Below are 21,152 nucleotides of genomic sequence, written 5' to 3'. Positions count from 1 at the left end.
TTTATTTACTAATGCTGACGCTGCCGTTGGGTTGGATCGTCAATGTCACCGGCCCTTGATAATTCGGCCCCAATGCTTCGCCTATTCTTAAGTTGGCCGAAGTACGATCTTTATTCATTTTTGACCAGTGGAGGCCGATCGTTCTTGGCAAGTACTTATTTTTCAGAGTTTCTGTGCTACTTTTCTCTATCGAACCGTAGCTCATGTGCGTCATCCGTGAATCGCTACTATTGATGCCAACATCTATGATTTTTGCGCCGGTTTTATTTTTGACTGTGAATGTGATTTTCTTAGGCTTACTTGCCTCGGCTGTTGATTCTGTAGTATTCTCATTGCCATTTCCGCCGCATGCAGCCATACCTAAGCATAAAACCAAGATCAGTAAGCATTTCATATCACAATCCTAACTACAACACAGTCTCATGTATGGCACGAAGATTATTCATCTTCAATCAACAGTGGCGGTGCGGGCTCTTCAGGGATCACAGAAGTAATCTTGCCATGTTTCTGGATCTCCGTGCCTTTGCCGCCACGTGAAGTTGTCTTATATTTTGCGGTTGAGATCGTCTTCTCCGCGCCACGATTCGTTTTGACCCGTAAGAGATCCCGATCACCTGTCGACGCTTTGAATCCTACGATTTGATCGTCTTTCGCTAGTTTAATCAGCTGCACACCTTTGCCTGGTCCTGACAGGAAGTTGACATCTTCTGCTTTGCAGATCATTGCGCGACAATTTGCCGAGACCGCCAAGATCGTTTCAAGGAGCTTCGTTTTTGTTCTCGGTTTGGTTGTGACCAGCTCGACTCCCACGACACGTGAGCCTTTCGCTGGGCGTGCAAATTTTCTACCAGCCTTCGTTGAGGGCTCGATATAGTTTTCAATCGAGATACGTAAGGCATACCCATCCGAAGTGACCGCAAGTAGATGTTGCAGAGGCCACTCTAAGCCGCTTTTTTCGTTCAGTTTAACATCACTGAATTTTTTGTCCGTGCCCAATGCACGCGGGTCAAGCGAGTATGCCGCAACAATTTTCTCGCCATCTTTCAGCTTGAAGAGTTTCTGAATCGGTTCCCCGTAACCGGTCGTTGCTGGGATATCCAGCACGCGTGCAGTATACGCTGTGCCCAGATTCGAAAAGAAAACAACTGTATTTCTAGTCGATCCCGCGACACACGCTAATACAGAATCGCCTTCACGCAAACGAGTGTTTGCAGGATCTTTGATTTCTTTCTGGCGTTTTACCCAGCCATCTGTCGTGATGAGCACGTTTGCTTCTTCAGCGACGATGAAGTCTTCTTCTGAGAATTCCGGCTCGTCATCTACCGATGCAATCAGTGAGCGGCGTTTGTCAGTCTTCCCAAATCGCTGTTCCATCTCTTCGACTTCACCACGAACAATTTTCCAGCGTCCGTTTGCTGTCTCGTCGTTCAACAGCTTCTTAATCTCATTCGCCCGCTTTTTCTTTGCTTTAAGCTCATCTTGAATCACTAGAATTTCAAGTCGAGCCAAGCGATACAATTTCAATTCAAGAATTGCATCTGTCTGTTCTTCATCCAGCTTGAATTTTTTTATGATCTTTGACGCTGCATCCGCTTTGCCTTCGGATTTTCGGATGATACGAATGATCTCATCAAGCGCATCAAAGACCGTCATGAAGCCTTCGAGAATGTGAATCCGTTTATTCAGTGCATTCAGTTCATGTTCAAGCCGCCGTGTGACCACTTCGAGCCTAAAGTTAAGAAAATACCTTAAAATCGAGCGTAAATCGAGCCTGTCCGGCGCGCATACCTCAGGATTGTCCGTCGGTACTAGGCACGTTAGGTTGACCGAAAAATTCGACTGCAGCGGCGTGTTCTTATATAGATACGCCAATACTTTGTTTTCGTCTGCATCCTTTTTCAGGTCAAGCTCAATACGGATATCGTCTGTCGACACATCGCGCACATCCAGTAGTAGCGGCATCTTTCGAGAGATCACTACATCCGCGATCCGTTCCACCAATGTCGATTTGTTCACCATGTACGGGATCGATGTGATGTAAAGTTTCTTAACCGTTCTCGTTGCCGGGCCCGCCTCCCATGTCCCTCGCGTCCGCACCGTCCCCGACCCCGTTTTATAGATCTGCGTAAGTTCTTCCCGGTTATTAATTATTTGGCCGCCCGTTGGGAAGTCCGGCCCTTTCACCGTTCTTGCTAGCTGTGCGCTGGTCAATTCCGGATCGTCGATCAGTCTAATCAGCGCTTTGCATAACTCACTCAAGTTATGTGGCGGAATACTTGTCGCCATCCCCACCGCAATACCTGTAGCCCCATTCAGCAACAAGTTCGGCAGTTTCGCAGGCAATACCACCGGCTCACTCTTCGTGCCATCATAGTTCGGCCGAAACGTGACCGTGTTTTGCCCGATCTCATTCAGCATCTCCACCGCTGCCGCTGTCATACGGCATTCCGTATATCGCATCGCCGCCGCAGGATCCCCGTCCAGTGACCCGAAGTTCCCCGACCCATCCACCATCGGCAATCGCATCGCAAACGGCTGCGCCATTCTCACCAACGCATCATAAATACTCGAGTCGCCATGCGGGTGATAGTTACCCATCACATCACCCACCACCTTCGCACTCTTACGGAATTTCGCTTCATGAGTCAGCCGTTGCTGCCACATCGTAAACCCGATTCGTCGCTGAACCGGCTTAAATCCATCACGAACATCCGGCAACGCACGTGAGGTAATCACACTCAGCGCATAATTCAGATACCGCTTCTGAGCTGCTTCATGCAATGAAACCTGCTCTTCACTAGCTTTTAACCCCCCGCCCTCTTCAGACGCACCACCACCAAACAGCAAACCTTCGTCGCTGCTTTTAGATTTTCTACGACTCGATGACTTACGCTTGGCCAACCTGCGGCCCTCCGTGGCAATTTCTTGAGTACCAGTGTCATCCAATGACGCTGATCTCTGCTTACTATATCAACATAATCGCGCACTAAGCCCATGACAAGCATCTGCGCCAACGACTTATTTTAAGCATATTTCGCCTTCTCTGCTCGCAAACTTACCTTTTCAACACGTCTCAGGTATCCTTAAGCCTATGCCAGATCTCAACGCCCATCCTCATACCCCCGATGACCTCGCTGATCATCCCCGCAACCCCGATCGCCCTCTCCGTATCCTTGGCATCGACCCCGGCCTTCAGATCACAGGCTACGGCATCGTCGATCTTCAGCCTAATGAAATCGAACCCACCCTTGTTGAGGCCGGCGTGTTCAAGTTTTCCTCCAAGAAATCCATCGAATCCCGCCTGCTTGCTCTCCACACCGATCTCACCGCTTTGATCACCGAACTTAATCCCCATCAACTCGCTATCGAAAAGCTCTTCGCACACTACAAACATCCCAACACCGCCATCATCATGGGTCATGCTCGAGGCACAATCCTCCTCGCCGCAAAGCAGCACAGCTTGGAAATTTTCCATCTCGCCGCCAACGAAGTGAAAAAATCCGTCACCGGTTACGGCCACGCCTCCAAATCACAAATGCAACTCGCCGTCCAGTCCCAGTGCAATCTCCCAAATCTCCCCGAACCGCCCGATGTCGCCGACGCCATCGCCATTGCCCTCACCCATGCCCGCCGCATCGCTTTTGATCAAGTCACTTCTTCTCGTTGATATCTCCCCCATATTTTCCATCCCTTCTTTCCCATCCAATAGACTCACTTCCATCTTCGATATACCCTACTTTCATGATCACGCTACCTCCAGCTCTGCTCATCGACCTCGATGATACCATCCTCGATACCACGCCATCCGCCGATCGTAATTGGCTCAACACTGCTCAGCGAGCCCGAGATGCCGGCATCCCCATCGATCCCACTCATTTTACGCAACACATGGATGATGTACGCGATTGGTTCTGGTCAGATCCACAGCGTTCACTCATCGGCCGTCTCAATCTCGAGCAAGCTCGCGCTGACATGATCACCGAAACGCTCGTTCGTATGGAATATCCCAATGATATTCCTACCCTTGCCGAGCAACTCCAAAAAGATTTCACCGCCAACCGTATTCCCGTCATGCAGCCACTTGACGGCGCGATGACAGCACTCGCCGAATTCAAAAATCGCAACATCAAAACCGCACTCCTCACCAACGGCATGGCCGCCACCCAACGTGCCAAAGTTATTCATTTCGAGCTCGAACAATACTTCGACAAAATCTACATCGAAGGTGAGATTGGCATCGGCAAGCCCGAACCCAAACTTTTCCACCGCGTACTCAGTGAACTCGATGTTACCCCCGACCAAGCCTGGATGATTGGCGATAGCCTCGCTTGGGAAGTGGCCGCCCCTCAGCAACTCGGCATCAAAGGCGTTTGGCTCGACTGGCGCCGCCAAGGCCTGCCCGCCGAGTCCGACATCATCCCCGATCTCATCATCCACTCACTCGCTGACCTCATCTAGAGCATTTTGCGTCATGACTTGCAGAGTAAGCCAATGTCTCAAACAACAGCAGGTTCACATCAGAAGCATTTGTCGCGTAACGACCTGCTGGTCAACACTGTAGGTATTTAAGTAAGACGCTTTAAATGCCCCTATAATACGCCTGCATTCTCACACATTCGTTCCCTGTATTAGCAACCATCATCAATCAAGGACGCAACATGCAACGTATCAAAGCCCGCCTTCAATCCGAGCAACCCATCACATGGCTCTTCTACGGCGACTCCATCACCCACGGCCTCTGTCATACAAACACACAACGCAATTACGTTGATCATTTTCACGAACGCATTCGCGGCGAAATGGCGCGCATACACGATATCGTTCTCAACACCGCAATTTCCGGCCAAACAACAAAAAACCTTATCGCTGAATACGATCATCGTGTCACCAAACGCATCCCCGATGTCATTTTCCTCATGATTGGCATGAACGATTGCGCTCAAAATGAACTCAACGTCCCACTCCCACAATTCGCCGAAAACCTCGATACCCTCATTGATATGAACACCAAACTCGGTACCGACACCATCCTCCAAACCACATGCCCCGTCCTCCCCGGCGGATTCAACCTTGATCGCGAAAACTCCTTTAACGATTACATGCAAGCCATCCGTGATGCTGCCCAAAAACACAACTTACCAATCATCGACCATGCCAAACTCTGGCAATCCGCATCGCCCTACGCACACATCAACCGCATGTCTGACCCATTCCATCCCAACGCTTTCGGCCACGCCGCCTTTACGCACCTTATCTTCTCCGAACTCGGCATCCTCGAACCACAATCCGCAACTAGCCAATTTGCACAGACCCATGCCATGCAACCCGAATCTCAACCCACTAGCTAATCGTTAAATAGGCAGAAACAATAAAGCGCAGTCAAGCCCGTCACCGCCGGTGACGGGTTATTTTTCTATAAAAGCACCAATTGCCTTCAACTCATATCCCCCCTCATCTCTCTCCCTCAAAATTCTCACCGCTGTTTGACCATGTAATCAATCATCGCCCGGCAAAATGCAGGCAGATCATCCGGCCTTCTCGATGAAATATGATGCCGATCCACGACCACTTCGCTATCTTCCCATACTGCACCCGCATTGATCATGTCATCCTTAATTCCCGGTGTACTCGTGTACTGATACCCCTTCACCACATCTGCGCTGATATTAATCCACGCCCCATGACAGATCGACGCAATCATTTTCTCTTGCTCCTCAAATCCCTTCGTAAACGTCAATACCTCGTCAAACCGTCTGAGCTTATCAGGCATCCACCCACCCGGAACAATTAACCCATCGAAATCTTCTGCCCGTAGCACCCGCACCGCAACATCCGACACCTGCGGATATCCATATTTCCCAACATATTTCTCACCCGCTTCAATTCCCGCAATTATCACCTCTGCGCCCACTTCACGCATCCGATATTTCGGATACTGCAATTCCAAGTCCTCATAATCATCTCCTACAAACATCGCGATTTTGCGTCCTTTTAACACCGGCATGGTTTTCTCCTTTTTCTCGCACCATGTACAACCACAATTTTATATCCACACACGCAATCTTTCATCACCCCATTTACCCGCTATCGTAACTTTGCCTTCCATCCCCCAAAACATTTCGCATAATACTTCTATGGAACAGCATCTCCTCGGCATCGACATCGGAACTTCAGGCACCAAAACACTCATCTGCACTCCCACCGGCAAAGTTCTAGCAACCGCAACCGCACCCCATACCCTTCAATCCCCCAAACCCGGCTACTCTGAGCAAGACCCGGATCAATGGTGGGCCGCCACCTGTAAAGCGACCCGTGCCGTTTTTCGTAAAGCCGCAATCCCCAAGTCATCTATTCAGGCAATAGGTCTATCGGGACAGATGCACGGCTCGGTCTTTCTTTCAAAAAATCACACACCTCTCCGCCCCGCCATCTTATGGAACGATCAACGCACCGCCGCTGAATGCGCCGAGATCGAATCTCTCATGGGTTCACGTAAAAAGCTCATAAAAGCCGTTGGCAACCCCGCGCTCACCGGTTTCACAGCCCCTAAAATTCTTTGGCTTCGCAACCATCAACCTCGCCTTTATGATCGCACCACTCAAATCCTTCTTCCAAAGGACTACATCCGTTTCCGCATGACCAGCACGTTCGCCACCGACGTCGCTGATGCCTCCGGCTACCTCCTTCTCGACATCGCTAAACGCAAATACAATCCAACTGTGCTTCGTAAGCTGCAAATCGACTCATCCCTCCTTCCCCCAACATACGAATCTCATGAAGTCACTGCCGAACTCTCAACTTCCGGCGCTAAGTCGCTCGGCCTACTTCCCGGTATCCCCGTTGTTGCCGGCGCTGGTGACAATGCCGCCGCCGCTATCGGTAATGGCGTCACTTCACCCGGCATCCTTACCGCATCCATCGGCACCTCAGGCGTTATGTTCGCGCATGCCGACACCCCCACTCTCGATCCCGATGGCCGTGTCCACACAATGTGCTCTGCCGTCGCTGATAAATGGTGCGTCTTCGGCTGCGAACTATCTGCCGGTGCATGCCTTCAATGGTTCCACAATAACCTCGCCGAGGACACAATCAAGCAAGCCAAAAAACAGAAACAAGATCCCTACACACTTCTGCTCCAGCAAGCCTCACAAACGCCCCCCGGCGCCGAAGGTCTTTACTTCCTCCCATACCTTACCGGCGAACGTTGCCCTCATCCCGATCCACTCGCCAAAGCAGCATGGATCGGCCTAACCATCCGCCACACCCATCCTCACCTGACACGCGCTCTCGTCGAAGGCGTCACCTTCGGCATGAATGACATCCTACAAATCCTTCGCAATATGCAAATCCCCACAAAAACGATCCGCCTGACCGGCGGCGGCGCACGCGATCCATTTTGGCGACAACTTCAAGCCGATATATACAACTCACCTGTCGCAACCGTTAACACAGATGAAGGTCCCGCCTACGGCGCCGCCCTCCTCGCAGCCGTCGGCATCGGTCTGCACCCCGACATTCACGCTGCCTGTAAAACCGCGATCGAACAATCTAAGAAACTCAAACCTAATCGCAAACTCATTGCATTCTATAAAAAACAGCACGCACAATATCAACGTTTGTATCATGCTCTCGCCTCTGAATATCAACACATCGCAAACTTAATAAATGCCTAATCATCCGCTGTGGATTTTCTTGCAAGCCAATCACTATAGTTTCGCCTACGGGTATTCATCCCCGATCATTGCCGTAAATGTTTATAGATAATTCTGGACCGATCACAGATGTTTATAAGGTGCAACGTTGCCTTTTCGTTGTAACTGCGCTAAAGGACTAGCCCCGCCATGCCAATGGAGCCCTACATGGCAAACATTAAGAACAACAACTTCATTTGGAATCAACTCCCCAAGCTCGACCCCACACCTCCCGATGTTTTTTTCAATCGCCGTGCTTTCATTAAAGCCCTCGGCCTCGGCTCCATTGCCCTTGCCGCCACATCACCCTTTGCGTTCCCAACCCGAGCTCAAGCTCAAATGGGCCGCGCGCGTTACACCAAAGCCGACATCCCCACCATTGAACGACCCGGGCTCAATTCCGATTTCGTTCTCTCCAAATATCCCGCTAAACGCAACCCCGATTTTATCCAAATGCCCGGCAACGTGAAGCGGCTTACCCCTAAACTCGATGCACTCGCCTACAATAATTACTACGAATTCACGACCACAAAAACCGATGTCTGGAAGCTAGCCCAAGACTTCGATCCAGATCCATGGTCAATCGAAATCACCGGCGAATGCCACAAACCCAGAACACTTTCCATCGACGATATCTACAACTTCCCACTTGAACAACGCAACTACCGTTTCCGATGTGTCGAAGCTTGGGCGATGGATGTCCCTTGGACCGGTGTCCCATTCCATAAAGTTCTCGAATCCGTCGAACCTACCTCTAATGCAAAGTACGTCAAATTTACATGCGTCGAGCGTCCCAAACAAATGCCTGGCCAGGTCAGCATGCCTTGGTATAAATGGCCCTATTTCGAAGCTTGGCGAATCGACGAAGCTATGAACCCACTTCCGCTACTCGTCACAGGCATCTACGACCAACCCATCCCACGCCAAAACGGCTCCCCCTTCCGCATGATCATCCCTTGGAAATATGGCTACAAAGGCCCGAAATGCCCTGTAAAAATAGAACTTCTTAAAGAACGTCCTGAAACTTTTTGGCACGCAGAAGTTCCAGATGAATACTCTTGGCTCTCAAACATCAATCCTGCTGTTCCCCATCCCCGCTGGTCTCAAGCCTCCGAAGTCCTTATCGATGACGGCAAACGTCGACAAACACTTTTGTATGGCGGATACGGCGATTACGTTGCCAAGCTCTACAAGAAATCATAAGCACATAGAAACATATAAAAAAGGCACGCCTCTAATTGCGTGCCTTTTACTATTAATGAGTTAGATGCCTTATTCGACATATCCATCATGGTTCCGCTCTTTGATCACATCATCGCCATGTTTATCCGTTTTTCGTTCGATTTTTTTACCGTTCAGTCTGCCTGCGCGATGTCCATCTAATGCATAGACTCTTTGCTGTACCAGATCTCGCATCGGACGTTCATACGTTATATCCTTGCCCGCCTTTGATTCCTGCGTCTCAACTAAAAATTGAACCACCGAGTATGTCCGATCCTTCCGCGTTACTTTAAACGTGATCTTAAAGCTGTCATCCTTATTGCGCTTGATCGTTACTTCTTCATAGACACGCGAATCTTGCAGATATCGTTCGAAATCCATGTAACTCTGTGCATAGAACCCCATGTCATGATGGTATTGCAAAAACGCATTTTTTAGCGTAGTCGCCCTTTTAACATTCTGATCATTGATGCTTCGAGCTGCCTCAGATCGTCGTTTATCTGACGAGTCCAATAACGGGCCAAGCACGCATCCGCCCAAATTCGCAACCATCAATGCCACAACCAACCAACTTGCTCTTTGTTTTGTGCTCATATCTTAATATTCGGAACCACACCACAAAGCGCATAAAAAAACGGACGGCTGGTGCTTTGCACATCAGCCGTCCCAGCGTTGGATGGTAGATAGATTCGTTTATTTACCAAGATTTCAGACCAACACTCCCATCTATCAGTTTATTTATTTGGACGTTCGTTCGTGCTCGCCCTAACTTCAACCACGCGATGTTGTTCCTGAGCATGCTTTGTTAAACCGAATCCGATCATTAATAGACCAACGATCGCCAGCACGTGACTCATCATCAATCCGCCTTCATGCCCTAAACTCACGTAAAGCACAAACACAATCGTAATAGTTGCCGTGATTAGCCTGATCATCGGATTCATACTGCCTCCATAGCTGCTCAATTAGATTCGTTAAAACAAATTGGATCTGTAATCAATAGAAAATATAACACCCTTAAAGGCAAATCTTTTTAGCTATTTTTATTATTTAATCCCACTTCCCCATACTGCACGATCCAAACAGAATTACGTATGTTAAACCATAACGGCTATAACGATTAAATCGCGATAGTCTCAATGTTGTTTATTCAATATGATATTCTTTGTGATGAATAGCAATGATCGCACGAGCTGCTTCAGATTCTTTCAATGCAATGACACTTCGTCTATTCAACGAGTAGGCCAACTAACCGTTCCGCATTCTCTTTTAGCCAATCTACTTTTCGCCCAACCATCTCTAAAAACGCAGCACCATCCATATTCGCAAACTGTCCAGTCGCCGCCACAGGGATCGCGCTCTCAGCAATCAACGCTTCAATCATCAGCCACGGCATTACTTCCACCTCTGCCTTCGATAACACGCAATCTCTCACCCCTTCATACCCTCTCACAAACCGTTTAAGCCGTGATTCATCTAGATACGCTGGCCATCTCTCCGGATGATCGCCGCCACCCAAAATCGAAAACTGTAACGCACCATTCGCGACATCCATCACACGTTGCTGTATGCGCGCCGCATCATAATCGATCACCGCAACAACCCGCCCACGCCGATATAACAAATTACCCGGATGCCAATCCGAATGTACCACCTGTGTTGGCCAATCGTCCATACCCAGCAATTTCCCCTTCAATCCCGCGCTTAGATAGTCCTCTTCCAACCCATCGCTCAGTTCTTCCAACTCCTTCATCCGACCGATCCCATGATCCCCCTTCACCTTATTGATCGCCTGCGGAATCAATTCAAATGTTTTCTTGACCATCACAGAATCATGGTACGTCCCTTTAGCCGGCTCATACTCTGACTTAAAATCTTTCGTTAGCCGGTGATACAACCCCAGAATCTTTCCGCCTTCACTCGTTGTCTCCAACTCCCCGTCGTAACTCGACCCCTTAATGTACTCAAACAATTCGTATACACGCCCACCAAGTTGAAGCATCGAATTGTTTTCATCCCTCGTCCCAATCAGATGAGGCAATGGGAACTGCTTTTCCGTTAAATGCAATTGCAACGCATGGCAAAACGCAACCTTAAACGGATCGTCCTTCCCATGTGCTCTTCGCTTTAATAAATACAGCCCACTATCCGTTCTAATCAGCGCTTTGGGAGCTTTCCGTGACCCTCTCGGGAACTCCTGGATCGCACGGATAATCCCGACATCGTAATGCGACATTACCACCGCCAATTCATCCGCGCCGAACCGTAGCCGTCCTTTTCGCCCTTCTCCAAGTCCTTCAAATCCACCACCACTACTACCGCCAGATAGCCCAACCCGATCCCCGCCACTATCACTACCGATGAAATCCTGCGCACTCGATAACTGCATGTGAGGCCATTCGCCCTCACGTTTCTTCTTTGCCTCCCCCCCATCGGCCGCTTCCCCGAACAAGCTGTCCGACAAATCACTCATATCGTTCTCACCCATCCCCCCCCTCCCAATTGACAATGCGCTTACCAGACTAATCATCAATTAGCCCTTGATCGCAACGCAGTACAGTTCGCGAATATCGCATGGATCTAGCACTTCCAAGGGCTATTCAACATTCTGCACTTGTTCCTTGATCCGATCGATCAAGCTCTTGACCTCGACAATCGCGCGGCTAATCTCCGCGTCATTCGACTTCGACGCAATTGTATTTGCCTCACGCAACAATTCCTGTGCCAAGAAGTCCAACGTTCTTCCCACAGGTTCAGCGTCATCGCGATATATAATCTGTTCCAGTTGCTCCAGATGTCCAATCGTCCGCGTAATCTCCTCCGAGATATCCGAACGATCCGCATACACAGCCACTTCCTTCATCAGATCAGCTTCACCTACCGCCAACTCCGCACGCGCCATCAATTGGTTGACGCGCGACTTCAACTTGTCGTGATATTCTTCAATCACCACTGACGCACGCGCCTTGACCTGCTGCGTACGCTCAAGAATCGCGCCGCGATGCTTCATCAAATCAGCCGCTAGCGATTCACCCTCAATCACACGCATTTGGTTCATCTTCACGATCGCTTCTTTCAGCAATCCCTTCAGAATCTCACGCGCCTTATTCATGATCGTTTCATCGTCTTCCGCAGGTTGCAACACGCCCGGAAGCGCCAGCAACTGCGTCAAGTCGATATGCACTGAATTGCTATCATCAATCTTCGTTTTAATCGTTTCAAGATGATCGACATAAGCCAGAATCGCCTCGTCATTCACGCGGCTCGCAGCCTTCGCATCCGACAACCGCATCTTGATCGTCATCGTAAATGATCCGCGATGTACCGATTTTCTAAGCGCTGATTCGAGTTCTGCTTCCAGACCCGCAATCTGTTCCGGCATCCGGATCGTCGCTTTGAAATACTTATTGTTCAAGCTCCGCAGCTCAAGCGCGTAATGCACGCCATCAATCTCTCCTGCCGCGTCGCCAAAGCCTGTCATCGATCGAATCATTCTATTCCGCCTGTTTCTGTGACCATCATCGGCAACCGTCTGAGTATGCGTGCCTGTTGAGGTTCAATTCAATACTTAATCTATTCATTTTTACACGACAAACACTTCGCCCGCGCAAAATAATTGTCTGACATACAGTAGTTTATCGTCACTGCCCCGTAACGATATAACAATTCACCCCATCCGTCACATACAACTGCCGCAACGCAATTCATCCCGTCCCTATAACCCCTCCAAACATCCCTCAGCCCACATTCTACACCTTGCCCAAAGCCAAATAAAAACCGCTGGCTTCACACCAGCGGCCTTGAATATTTGTTCTAAACACCTGACAACAATCAATTACTGATTATTCGTGTTGTCCTGCGGGGCCGTCGTGTCTGGCACGATCGGAGCTTCAACTTCTGAATCAACCTTCGCGCCCTCAGGTGCCGCGCCTTCTTCAGCTGGGCCGGGGACGTCGGTGACGTCAGCTGGCTGCTGCGGATCCACCGCTTCGGTTGCCAGGTCGTCAATCTCTTCAGAGTCGACTTGATTGACCGTAAGTTCTTGCTCCAAAGCATCATGCGTGTCGTTGACCAAGAGGTTCAAGCCGATCGCAAGGCCGAGGAAAATAATAAACGCAGCGATCGTGATTTTGGTCAGCACATCGCCGGTTTTCGCGCCGAAAGCAGCACCTTCTGAACCGCCGCCGCCGCCAAAAGCGCCGCTCAGGCCGCCGCCCTTAGGTTTTTGGATCAGGATGACTAGCATCATGAAAGCAGCCACCAAGACGAACAATGTCATCAAAGTGTAAATCAGACCGTAGTTAACACCGAGTATCATCATGCTCATAAATTCCAAATAATAATGGATTTAGCTTCGGTTTCAGCCCCAAGTCGTCCCCGAAATCAATACTGATTTTACGCGTCCGTATCCGACAAAGTCACATTAAAACGCGCATAACCGCCATACATCTGCATAGCGTGTTCAGCATGATACCGCGCAACGCTTGATACAACCAACTTTCCGTGCCTCCACGCACCTTCCACATCGTAGCGAAAGTCGGGTGTGGTCGCATCAGCTCGTGTAAGTCGGATATGAAAATAAAAAAACAGCTGCGTGTGAGCACGCAGCTGTTTTGATTGCTTATCTGCTTCCAAACATCTAAATCTTGAGTTTGAAAGGATTAACGCTGATTACTTCGCAGCGTTGATGATGCCCATGAAGTCGTCAGCTTTGAGAGCAGCGCCGCCGATGAGGCCGCCGTCGATGTCTGCTTGACCCATGAGTTCGCCAGCGTTGGAAGGCTTCATGGAGCCGCCGTATTGGATGCGGACGCCGTCAGCAACTTCTTTGCTGAACATGGATGTGAGGTGCTCGCGGATGGCTTTGTGAGCCTTCTGAGCGTCTTCTGGGGTTGCAGTTTTGCCGGTGCCGATGGCCCAGACAGGTTCGTATGCGACGACGACGTTTTTCATTTGCTCGGCTGTGACGCCTGCGAGGCCGTAGCTCATTTGAGCGGCGTTGATTGCGTCAGTCTGGCCGGCTTCGCGCTGTTCAAGTTTTTCACCGATGCAGAAGATAACTTCCATGCCGGCTTCGAGAGCCTTGAGGTTCTTTTCATTGATGAGCACATCGGTTTCGCCGATGACGTGACGACGTTCGCTATGTCCTGTCAATACGACACTTACGCCAACGTCCTTGAGCATATCGAGGCTGATTTCACCGGTGTATGCACCGTTGCCAGCGGTCCAGAAATCCTGGGCGCCGAGCTTGATGGTTTTGTTGCCGGCTTCGCAGAGTGCTTGGCTGATGGCGTCGAGGTAGACAAATGGTGGGCAGATTGCGACTTCACAAGGAGCGGCGTCGTCGACCTTGGTTGCCAAGTCTTTGGCAAGTGCGACGGCTTCTGCCTTGTTGAGGTTCATCTTCCAGTTACCACCTACATATTTTTTACGGCTGGCCACGGCTAGCTCTCCCTTGTGTAAATAAAGGTTATTTAATGGTTTACATGTTGCCGATCCCAAGGGTGTGGGTGGCATTGTGTGTTTGGCGCATGCGGGGAGGCATGGCCGGGAAGCGATCGGAAACAACTTCCGGGGGCTTCAGGCCCATATTGTAGGGATAAATGAGTCCTTTGGCATATTCAAGGGGTGTTAGAAATCTGAAGCAGGTAGTGGGCGGGATTGGGTAGGCTGTTGGGGAGCGGAAAAGGTTGGCATATTGGTTGAATACGGCGCGCATAAAGCTGAGAAAAGGAAGGTCTTGTGCGCACGTTTTGTGTGCGGCGCACACGCTGAATTTATAGGTTGTTTGGTGAGCGTGAGTTGGGCGAAGCGGTTTGCGCGCACAGTGATTTTTGTACGCGGGGCGTTTTCGGGCGTTTTGGCACAACTTTGGTGAGAAATGGCGAGAAAAAGTGAAAGAATGTTGTGTTATGGTCAGTTTTGGCGAGGTGGGATTGGTGTGCGCGCAGAGTAGATGGTTGATTTGTGTGCGCATGACTGATTGAGATTTAGATGCTGGCTGCGGTGTCTGATGGGGGGATAGATTTATCTTGTTGTTGAGTGGATGGAAGATTAAGTTTGAGAGATGGCTGATCAAGTTTTTTATAAAGGATCGCGAAGAGGTGCGTATGCGATCTTGTTTTTTGTGTTGTGTGTGATGGTGAGTGGTATGACGTGGGGGAAGGGTGTTGTGTCTGATGTGGGGGAATTGAGTGGGTTTAAGGAAAGCCGATATTTTGATGAGCGGATTCGTGAGTATGTGTTTGATCCGAATGTGAAGGTGCATATTAATGCGCCTTCCGCGAAGTCGTTTGGCGGCGGGAAGCCTGTGCGTGTGGTGATTTATGCGCTGCCAAATGGGAATACGACGGCGCAGACGATTGGACGGCAAAGGGCTGAGGGTGTGGATTGGCATTTCTTTATTCAGCACATCGGTGCGCAGGTTCGGCGGTTGCGAGAGGTGAATCTGAAGGAAACGATTGTGGTGGCGTATGTTGAGGCGGGTGGGAAAAGTTGGCCTCACTGGCGGCGGACTCAGAAGGATGCGGATCAGCGGATCAAAGTATTGATCGAGGAGATACGCGCGTTGTTTGGCGAAAAGGTGAGGGTGGATCTGGCGGCGCATAGTGGTGGTGGAAGTTTTATGTTTGGGTTTATCAACGCTTATGAAGCGATCCCGGATTGGGTGGGGCGGATGGTGTGGTTGGATGCAAATTATGGTTACAGCGATGCGTTAGGACATGGCGAGAAGTTGTTGGGCTGGTTGGAAAGATCGCGGGAGCATTACTTGGGGGTGGTGGCGTATGATGATCGAGATGTTGAGATCAATGGGAAAAAGATTGTTGGGCCGACGGGGGGAACTTATCGCGCGACACATCGGATGATTGGGCGAATTGAGAAAGACATTTATCTGCAACCGAAAAAGGTAGATGCGGTATTGCGGTATCGTGGTTTGAAGGGGCAGGTGGATATCAATCTGATTGAAAATTCGAAGAGGAAGATTTTGCATACTGTGCTTGTTGAGCGGAACGGATTGATTCATGGGATGACATTTGGAACGGATTTGGAGGGGCGATCTGGGCAGCTATGGGGGAAGGCTGCCTATGAGAAGTGGATTCAGGAAGAATAGCGATGCGTCTGGGGTGATTGTTTCGTGAGGTGTAACGGATCGTTTAATACTTGATTGGAGATGAAGATGCGAACATGGTTGATGGTTTTAGAGCGTTTTGAGTGGTTGTTCATGTGTTGGCCAGTGGGTCGGTTACATGAAACGAAGGTACTTAACCGATCCCGTATTGCTGTGAAGCATTGGCAAGATCAATGGGTATTCACGTTAACTGTTCTAATTGTGTGTATGACGGCCAATGGATTTGTATGGAGTCAGGATGTGGTGCTGCCAAATAGAGAAACGATCCGGGTGATGAGTTTTAATATTCGTTACGCGACAAAAAAGGATGGGGAGAATTATTGGGGGAATCGTAAGGGGTTGGTTGTTGATCGGATTAAGAAGCAAGAGGTGGATGTGCTTGGGGTACAAGAGGCGAAGCAGGAGCAATGGTCGTATTTGCAGCGAGCGCTTAGGGGGTATGGGTATGTGGGTGCAGGGCGAGATGATGGGAAGCGAAAGGGGGAGGCTTGCGGGATTTTTTATGCGCGGAAACGATTTAAGTTATTGGATAAAGGGCATGTTTGGTTGAGTGAGTCGCCGAAGAAGGTGGGGAGCAAGAGTTGGGATTCATCTTTGCCACGGATGTTTACGTGGGTGAAGTTGAAGGATTTGAGGAATGCGAAAGGGAAACGGATTGAGAAGGAGGGGGAAGGGGTTTTGTGGGTGATTAACACGCATTGGGATCATCGTGGAAAGAAGGCGCGGTTAGAAAGTGCGAAGTTGATCACGGCATGGGTGGATGAACATGTTGATGGGCAGTGGGGTGAGAAGAAGGTTGTGGTGATGGGGGATTTGAATTGTGTGGAAGGAGAGGGGCCGATTGATGTGATGAATGAGAAGTTTGTGGATTCATATCGTGAGTTGAATGAGAAGTCGGCGGATGAGGGGACGTTTAACGGGTTTAAGAATAAGAAGGATGGTCGGCGGATCGATTTTGTGTTTTATGATCAGGGGTTGAAAGCGGTGAACGCGGAGATTGATCAGACGGTGGTAAAGGATAAGCGGAGTGGCAAGGATCGGTTACCATCGGATCATTTTCCGGTGGTCGCTGTGTTTGAGGATAGTGATTGATGTCGCGAGACAGTACCGTGGTAACAATCTAAATCAAAGGGCAAAATGATGAATCAAAAAGAAATCAATTGGGCGCCGAATGAGCTTGAGAAGCTATTGTTGGCAGCGATTAAATATCCGAATAGACGGGCTGATTTTTATGAGGCCTTTTACGATTCAGAGGTTTATATCCTTCAGATGGAGGGGAATGATGCTGCTGGCGGGGGGTTTGCGTCGGGGGATGAGATCGGCGTTTATATGGTTGAAGGATCGGGTGGGCAGTCGGTTGCGATATTCAGTTCGCCTATGTTTATGCAGATGCATGTGACGAAAGAGGAGCGGTGTTTGCAGGTTAAGGTGAGAGATTTGATCGAATTGACGGGTGGGGAGCAGATGGTGCTGAATGCGCGTACAAAGATCGAGACGCCTTTTACACGTGAGGCTGTTGCGGGGCTAAATGATGGATCGCTGGTGCAGCGGTTACGTGAAAAGATGTAGTTTGAATGTTAAGGGGCGGCGTTGTGTGATATGTGTGTAGCGGATGATTAGACACGAAGGAAGATGCGTTTTTTGTGGAAGATGTAGAGGTAGATGGTTTGGGTGATGAGGATGAGGGCTTGGATGGTGGCGAGTTGGGTGGCGGTGGAGAAGTTATGGAGGATGGGTGCGGTGATGGAGGTGAGTAGTGCGGTGATGCCGATGGCGGGGCCGATCATGTAGACGGCGAGGGCGTTCTGGCCGTAGAGCTGGAGTGGGAAGAGGAGGGTGTTGAAAGGTTTGAAGTTGATGACATCGATGACGAGGTAAAAGATGGCTGTGAGTAGGAAGCAGCAGCCTGCGGCGGCGAGGATGAAGGAGGAGGACCAGATTTGTTTGATGATGGGGAGGTCGAACGACCAGAGGTATGCGATGAAGATGGCGGCGAGGCCAAGGATGAGGAGTTGGCCGACACGCTTGATGGGTTTGGTGTTTTGGTTGGTGAGGATGTAACCGGCGTAGACGCCGAGCATGGCGAGAGCGGCGCCGGCGATGGCCATGAATGGGCCTTCGGGGTCGAAGGGTGTTTTGGGGATGAGCATGTGCTTGGCGGGGATGATGAGTGAGTCGATGTATGAGGGTAGGTTGGCGTCGATGGTGAGAGTGCCGGCGGGGTGGCCGTTAAAGGGGATGAAGCGGATGGCGAGGTAGTAGGTGATGAGTGCGATGGGGATGTATGCGAGTTGGATGATGCGGGGTGTGTAGATGGCGAGCATGGCGGCGATGAAGTAGGAGAGGCCGATGAATCCGAGGACGGAAGGCCAGCGTTCGGGTAGGCCGTGGATTTGGTGGATCATGCCGAGGATGATGAGGAGGAGGAGGCGTCGGATGCAGCGGATGGTTAGTTGTGTTTTGGTTGCGGAGCCTGATTGGAGTTTGGAGGTGATGGAGAGGGGGATGGTGATGCCGGTGAGGAAGAGGAAGAGTGGGAAGATGAGGTCGTAGAAGTGGAAGCCTTGCCAGGAGACGTGGTCGAGTTGTGAGAGATAGGTGTGTGAGCGAGCGGCTTCACGGTTGGGGATGTATTGCGTTGCGACGAGGGTGTAGATGATGAAGTATTTGAGGCCTGTGATCCAGAGCATGTCGAAGCCGCGAAGGATGTCGATGGAGAGGAGGCGGTGTGGGGGGGATTGGGGGGATGAATCGGTTCGCATGGCTGATCCTGGGTAGGGAAGGGTACATAAGGGGGCTTGAGATAATATAGGGGGTTGGCGGTGAGATGTGAATCGTCAATATGAGGGGGAGTGACGCGCGCATAAAAAAGAAGCAAGCAGGCATGAAATTCAATGCCTGCTTGCTGTCGTATGAGGTTGTTGTGAGTATTTGCAGTGTGTTGCTTATGTGGGAGGGTTAGTTGCTTGAGAGGAAAGGCGAGGCTGGGATGTTGGAATCGTTTGTGAGATTGAGGTTCATTTTTTCGGGGTTGGAGGCGAAGCCGTAGGCGACGACTTTGGGGTTGAGGATGCTGGGGTGAGAGACGGTGATGGTGTTGTCGGGGTTAATGATTGCGGTGGCGGGTGCGAAGCTGCGTCCGTTGGATGAGATGAAGAAGCCGGAGAGTTTGTCGCCGGAGAGAGGTTTGATGCCGTCGGCGTACTTGAAGTGAAGGGTGATTGAGTTGTCTTTGTTGATGGTTTGGTGTGTGAAGAGCGGGCCTGCGGGGGTGATGGGTTTGTTGTAGGTTTCGGCAAGTGCCCAGTAGGCGAGGCGTAGGCCGACGTCTTGTTTGTTGCGCGGGTGGATGTTCTTTGTGTCGCCGATGTCGATGATGGTGGCAAGGCCAGTGTTGGGGAGCTTGGCGTGTGTGAGGCGTTGAGCTTCGCGGAGATGAGCCCAGCTGTGTTGTTCGACTTTTTTAGAAGGTTCGCGGTAGTTGGGTAGCTGCACGATGAGGAATGGGAAGTCTTTGTTGATGGGTTGATCCCATGCTTCACGCCATGATGTGATGAGTGAGGTGAGGAGAGGTTCGTATGTGGTGTGGCCGTTGTTGTTTGATTCGCCTTGGTACCAGAGGACGCCTTTGATGGCGTATGGAATGAGAGGTTGGATCATGCCGTTGTAGAGGCCTGAGATGGAGAGGCGGATGTCGCGGTCAAGACGGCCGGGTGTTTCTTTGGTGTAGATGAAGGCGAATTTGTATTTCCAATCGTTTTTATCGATCCGGATTTTGTCGCTGTCGTTGGTGAGGTAGAAGTTGTGGCCGCCTGATTTGAAACCGCCGGTGCGGAGTGTGTCGACGACGCGGACAGCGATGGTGAGGGTTGGTTTGTTGTTGACTGAGGCGGGGATGGTGTATTTGCGGTTGGTGCCGGAGGCTCTGGAATTTTCTTTGCCGATTTGTCCGACGATTTGGCCGTTGACGTAGGTCAAGTCGTAGTCGTCAATGACGCCGAGGTTGAGTGTAAGTTGTTTGTTTTGGAGTTGGCTGGGGAGTTCGACAGAGGTACGTACCCAGAGGACGCCGTTGATGTCGGGGGTGCTGTTGATTTCGGCGTACTTCACGGGGAGGTTGGTTGTTTCCCAATCAGAGTCGTTGAAGTCGGAGGTGTGGTAGCCTTTGGCGGCGCCTTGGTTGTCGGGTGCGTTGGAGAGTGTTTTTTGGATTTGTTGATAGCGTTCTTGATTGGCGTTGAAGTCTTTGATGCGGGCGGCCCAGTCGGTGCGCTTTTGATCGTAGGTCTTGACATAACGATTGAGTTTTGAGTTTTGCCTTAATGCGTGGATGGGTGTCCATGATTGAGCGGGGGTGCCGCCCCATGAGGAATCGATGAGGCCGACAGGAGTGTTGAGTTCTTGATGGATTTTTCGGCCGAAGAAGTAGGCAACGGCGGAGAAGTGCTCGATGGATTTGGGTGTGACGCTTTCCCATTGACCGTTCGGGTCGAGGATTTCGTCACTGTGATTCGCTTGATGCTTGACGGTGAAGATGCGGATGTCGGGGTATTGCGCGTTTGCTTGTTCTTGTTCAGCGTTGTTGGAACTGCGGACGCTCCATTCCATGTTTGATTGGCCTGATCCGAGCCAGACTTCGCCGGTGATGACGTCGGTGATGGTGAGGGTTTGGTCGGGGGATGTGATGGTGAGTGTGAAGGGGCCTTTTGTGCTGATGGGCTTGAGGTTGATACGCCATTTGCCGTTGATATTGGTTGTGGTGGTATGGGTTTGATCGTCGATGGTGACAGTGATGTTTTGATAGGGTTTGGCTTTGCCCCAGATCGGGCAGGTGGTGTTGCGTTGGAGCATCATGTGATCGGAGATGATGGATGCGACTGAGAGTGATTGGGCAAACGCGGGGAGTGAGATGGTTAGTAGTAATAATAATGCAGGTAAAAATCTGAGCGTCTTAAAGGGCGTGTTCATTTTTAAGCTCAATTCAATTGGAATTAATTGGCGAGATTTAGGACTTCGTTAATAAACTAATGTAGTAAGAAAATTGTTAAATAAAAGCATAGTGTGATATGCGCTATGGAATAGATGAATTCAATGTGTGAATACAAATGAAA

The 21,152-nt window shown here is 50.3% G+C and carries 19 protein-coding genes; 8 read left to right on the top strand and 11 right to left on the bottom strand.

The annotated features are described in order from the left end of the window. Nucleotide 1 precedes the first annotated feature (1 nt). Nucleotides 2-394 carry a hypothetical protein gene (locus tag KS4_RS15405; protein ID WP_145080167.1) on the bottom strand — a complete coding sequence of 131 codons (393 nt, stop codon included), beginning with the start codon at nucleotides 392-394 and terminating at the stop codon, nucleotides 2-4. 44 nt (nucleotides 395-438) lie between these two features. Further along, nucleotides 439-2,901 carry a DNA gyrase/topoisomerase IV subunit A gene (locus KS4_RS15400; protein WP_145080164.1) on the bottom strand — a complete coding sequence of 821 codons (2,463 nt, stop codon included), beginning with the start codon at nucleotides 2,899-2,901 and terminating at the stop codon, nucleotides 439-441. Between the two features lie 190 nt (nucleotides 2,902-3,091). Between KS4_RS15400 and ruvC the strand changes: the two genes are divergently transcribed. From ruvC to KS4_RS15385, 3 genes are all read left to right on the top strand, one after another. Continuing rightward, on the top strand, nucleotides 3,092-3,667 hold the full coding sequence (ruvC, locus tag KS4_RS15395; RefSeq protein ID WP_145080161.1) for a crossover junction endodeoxyribonuclease RuvC: 576 nt from the start codon (nucleotides 3,092-3,094) through the stop codon (nucleotides 3,665-3,667). 74 nt (nucleotides 3,668-3,741) lie between these two features. Then, nucleotides 3,742-4,458, top strand: a complete 717-nt coding sequence (locus KS4_RS15390; protein ID WP_145080158.1) for an HAD family hydrolase — start codon at nucleotides 3,742-3,744, stop codon at nucleotides 4,456-4,458. A gap of 200 nt (nucleotides 4,459-4,658) precedes the next feature. Next, the gene (locus tag KS4_RS15385; protein ID WP_145080155.1) at nucleotides 4,659-5,348 is read left to right on the top strand and encodes an SGNH/GDSL hydrolase family protein; all 690 of its coding nucleotides are present in this window, start codon (nucleotides 4,659-4,661) and stop codon (nucleotides 5,346-5,348) included. A gap of 125 nt (nucleotides 5,349-5,473) precedes the next feature. Here the strand turns inward: KS4_RS15385 and KS4_RS15380 are convergent, their stop codons facing one another. Further along, nucleotides 5,474-6,004 (bottom strand): type 1 glutamine amidotransferase domain-containing protein, encoded by a 531-nt coding sequence (locus tag KS4_RS15380; RefSeq protein WP_145080152.1) that lies wholly within the window; start codon nucleotides 6,002-6,004, stop codon nucleotides 5,474-5,476. A gap of 130 nt (nucleotides 6,005-6,134) precedes the next feature. Here KS4_RS15380 and xylB point away from each other — a divergent pair, with 130 nt between their 5' ends. Continuing rightward, a complete protein-coding gene (xylB, locus tag KS4_RS15375) occupies nucleotides 6,135-7,673 on the top strand; it encodes a xylulokinase (protein WP_145080149.1) in 1,539 nt (512 codons plus the stop codon). Between the two features lie 186 nt (nucleotides 7,674-7,859). Beyond that, nucleotides 7,860-8,894, top strand: a complete 1,035-nt coding sequence (gene msrP / locus KS4_RS15370) for a protein-methionine-sulfoxide reductase catalytic subunit MsrP (protein WP_200761345.1) — start codon at nucleotides 7,860-7,862, stop codon at nucleotides 8,892-8,894. Between the two features lie 69 nt (nucleotides 8,895-8,963). On the opposite strand, the gene KS4_RS15365 is transcribed toward msrP, so the two are convergent. From KS4_RS15365 to tpiA, 6 genes are all read right to left on the bottom strand, one after another. After that, nucleotides 8,964-9,506, bottom strand: coding sequence for a hypothetical protein (locus tag KS4_RS15365; protein ID WP_145080143.1), 543 nt, complete (start codon nucleotides 9,504-9,506; stop codon nucleotides 8,964-8,966). A 140-nt stretch (nucleotides 9,507-9,646) separates the two neighbouring features. Continuing rightward, nucleotides 9,647-9,856, bottom strand: a complete 210-nt coding sequence (locus KS4_RS15360) for a hypothetical protein (protein ID WP_145080140.1) — start codon at nucleotides 9,854-9,856, stop codon at nucleotides 9,647-9,649. Between the two features lie 284 nt (nucleotides 9,857-10,140). Next, nucleotides 10,141-11,400, bottom strand: coding sequence for a phosphotransferase (locus KS4_RS15355; RefSeq protein ID WP_200761344.1), 1,260 nt, complete (start codon nucleotides 11,398-11,400; stop codon nucleotides 10,141-10,143). Between the two features lie 108 nt (nucleotides 11,401-11,508). Beyond that, nucleotides 11,509-12,405 carry a YicC/YloC family endoribonuclease gene (locus tag KS4_RS15350; RefSeq protein WP_145080134.1) on the bottom strand — a complete coding sequence of 299 codons (897 nt, stop codon included), beginning with the start codon at nucleotides 12,403-12,405 and terminating at the stop codon, nucleotides 11,509-11,511. Between the two features lie 342 nt (nucleotides 12,406-12,747). Further along, nucleotides 12,748-13,233 (bottom strand): preprotein translocase subunit SecG, encoded by a 486-nt coding sequence (gene secG, locus KS4_RS15345; RefSeq protein ID WP_200761343.1) that lies wholly within the window; start codon nucleotides 13,231-13,233, stop codon nucleotides 12,748-12,750. Between the two features lie 350 nt (nucleotides 13,234-13,583). Further along, on the bottom strand, nucleotides 13,584-14,354 hold the full coding sequence (gene tpiA / locus KS4_RS15340) for a triose-phosphate isomerase (RefSeq protein ID WP_234698820.1): 771 nt from the start codon (nucleotides 14,352-14,354) through the stop codon (nucleotides 13,584-13,586). Nucleotides 14,355-14,979: 625 nt separating this feature from the next. Here tpiA and KS4_RS15335 point away from each other — a divergent pair. The 3 genes from KS4_RS15335 to KS4_RS15325 all read left to right on the top strand — a co-directional run bounded on the left by KS4_RS15335 (nucleotide 14,980) and on the right by KS4_RS15325 (nucleotide 17,610). Next, nucleotides 14,980-16,023: a hypothetical protein gene (locus KS4_RS15335; RefSeq protein ID WP_145080128.1), complete on the top strand. Its 1,044-nt coding sequence runs from the start codon at nucleotides 14,980-14,982 to the stop codon at nucleotides 16,021-16,023. 66 nt (nucleotides 16,024-16,089) lie between these two features. After that, nucleotides 16,090-17,133, top strand: a complete 1,044-nt coding sequence (locus KS4_RS15330) for an endonuclease/exonuclease/phosphatase family protein (RefSeq protein ID WP_200761342.1) — start codon at nucleotides 16,090-16,092, stop codon at nucleotides 17,131-17,133. 48 nt (nucleotides 17,134-17,181) lie between these two features. Then, a complete protein-coding gene (locus KS4_RS15325) occupies nucleotides 17,182-17,610 on the top strand; it encodes an SseB family protein (RefSeq protein WP_200761341.1) in 429 nt (142 codons plus the stop codon). A gap of 47 nt (nucleotides 17,611-17,657) precedes the next feature. On the opposite strand, the gene KS4_RS15320 is transcribed toward KS4_RS15325, so the two are convergent. After that, on the bottom strand, nucleotides 17,658-18,803 hold the full coding sequence (locus KS4_RS15320; protein WP_145080119.1) for an acyltransferase family protein: 1,146 nt from the start codon (nucleotides 18,801-18,803) through the stop codon (nucleotides 17,658-17,660). A 196-nt stretch (nucleotides 18,804-18,999) separates the two neighbouring features. Further along, on the bottom strand, nucleotides 19,000-21,009 hold the full coding sequence (locus tag KS4_RS15315; RefSeq protein WP_145080116.1) for a sialate O-acetylesterase: 2,010 nt from the start codon (nucleotides 21,007-21,009) through the stop codon (nucleotides 19,000-19,002). Nucleotides 21,010-21,152 lie beyond the last annotated feature (143 nt).

It is taken from the genome of Poriferisphaera corsica, from assembly GCF_007747445.1.
Lineage (GTDB): Bacteria > Planctomycetota > Phycisphaerae > Phycisphaerales > Phycisphaeraceae > Poriferisphaera > Poriferisphaera corsica.
This window is presented reverse-complemented; position numbering and strand designations above follow the sequence as displayed.

What these genes read in the sequence shown, in the direction of transcription:
- KS4_RS15405 (WP_145080167.1), bottom strand. Translation starts at nt 394, where the DNA reads ATGAAATGCTTACTGATCTTGGTTTTATGCTTAGGTATGGCTGCATGC.
- ruvC (WP_145080161.1), top strand. Translation starts at nt 3,092, where the DNA reads ATGCCAGATCTCAACGCCCATCCTCATACCCCCGATGACCTCGCTGAT.
- KS4_RS15390 (WP_145080158.1), top strand. Translation starts at nt 3,742, where the DNA reads ATGATCACGCTACCTCCAGCTCTGCTCATCGACCTCGATGATACCATC.
- KS4_RS15385 (WP_145080155.1), top strand. Translation starts at nt 4,659, where the DNA reads ATGCAACGTATCAAAGCCCGCCTTCAATCCGAGCAACCCATCACATGG.
- KS4_RS15380 (WP_145080152.1), bottom strand. Translation starts at nt 6,004, where the DNA reads ATGCCGGTGTTAAAAGGACGCAAAATCGCGATGTTTGTAGGAGATGAT.
- xylB (WP_145080149.1), top strand. Translation starts at nt 6,135, where the DNA reads ATGGAACAGCATCTCCTCGGCATCGACATCGGAACTTCAGGCACCAAA.
- msrP (WP_200761345.1), top strand. Translation starts at nt 7,860, where the DNA reads ATGGCAAACATTAAGAACAACAACTTCATTTGGAATCAACTCCCCAAG.
- KS4_RS15365 (WP_145080143.1), bottom strand. Translation starts at nt 9,506, where the DNA reads ATGAGCACAAAACAAAGAGCAAGTTGGTTGGTTGTGGCATTGATGGTT.
- KS4_RS15360 (WP_145080140.1), bottom strand. Translation starts at nt 9,856, where the DNA reads ATGAATCCGATGATCAGGCTAATCACGGCAACTATTACGATTGTGTTT.
- KS4_RS15355 (WP_200761344.1), bottom strand. Translation starts at nt 11,400, where the DNA reads ATGGGTGAGAACGATATGAGTGATTTGTCGGACAGCTTGTTCGGGGAA.
- KS4_RS15350 (WP_145080134.1), bottom strand. Translation starts at nt 12,405, where the DNA reads ATGATTCGATCGATGACAGGCTTTGGCGACGCGGCAGGAGAGATTGAT.
- secG (WP_200761343.1), bottom strand. Translation starts at nt 13,233, where the DNA reads ATGATGATACTCGGTGTTAACTACGGTCTGATTTACACTTTGATGACA.
- KS4_RS15335 (WP_145080128.1), top strand. Translation starts at nt 14,980, where the DNA reads ATGGCTGATCAAGTTTTTTATAAAGGATCGCGAAGAGGTGCGTATGCG.
- KS4_RS15330 (WP_200761342.1), top strand. Translation starts at nt 16,090, where the DNA reads ATGCGAACATGGTTGATGGTTTTAGAGCGTTTTGAGTGGTTGTTCATG.
- KS4_RS15325 (WP_200761341.1), top strand. Translation starts at nt 17,182, where the DNA reads ATGAATCAAAAAGAAATCAATTGGGCGCCGAATGAGCTTGAGAAGCTA.
- KS4_RS15320 (WP_145080119.1), bottom strand. Translation starts at nt 18,803, where the DNA reads ATGCGAACCGATTCATCCCCCCAATCCCCCCCACACCGCCTCCTCTCC.
- KS4_RS15315 (WP_145080116.1), bottom strand. Translation starts at nt 21,009, where the DNA reads ATGAACACGCCCTTTAAGACGCTCAGATTTTTACCTGCATTATTATTA.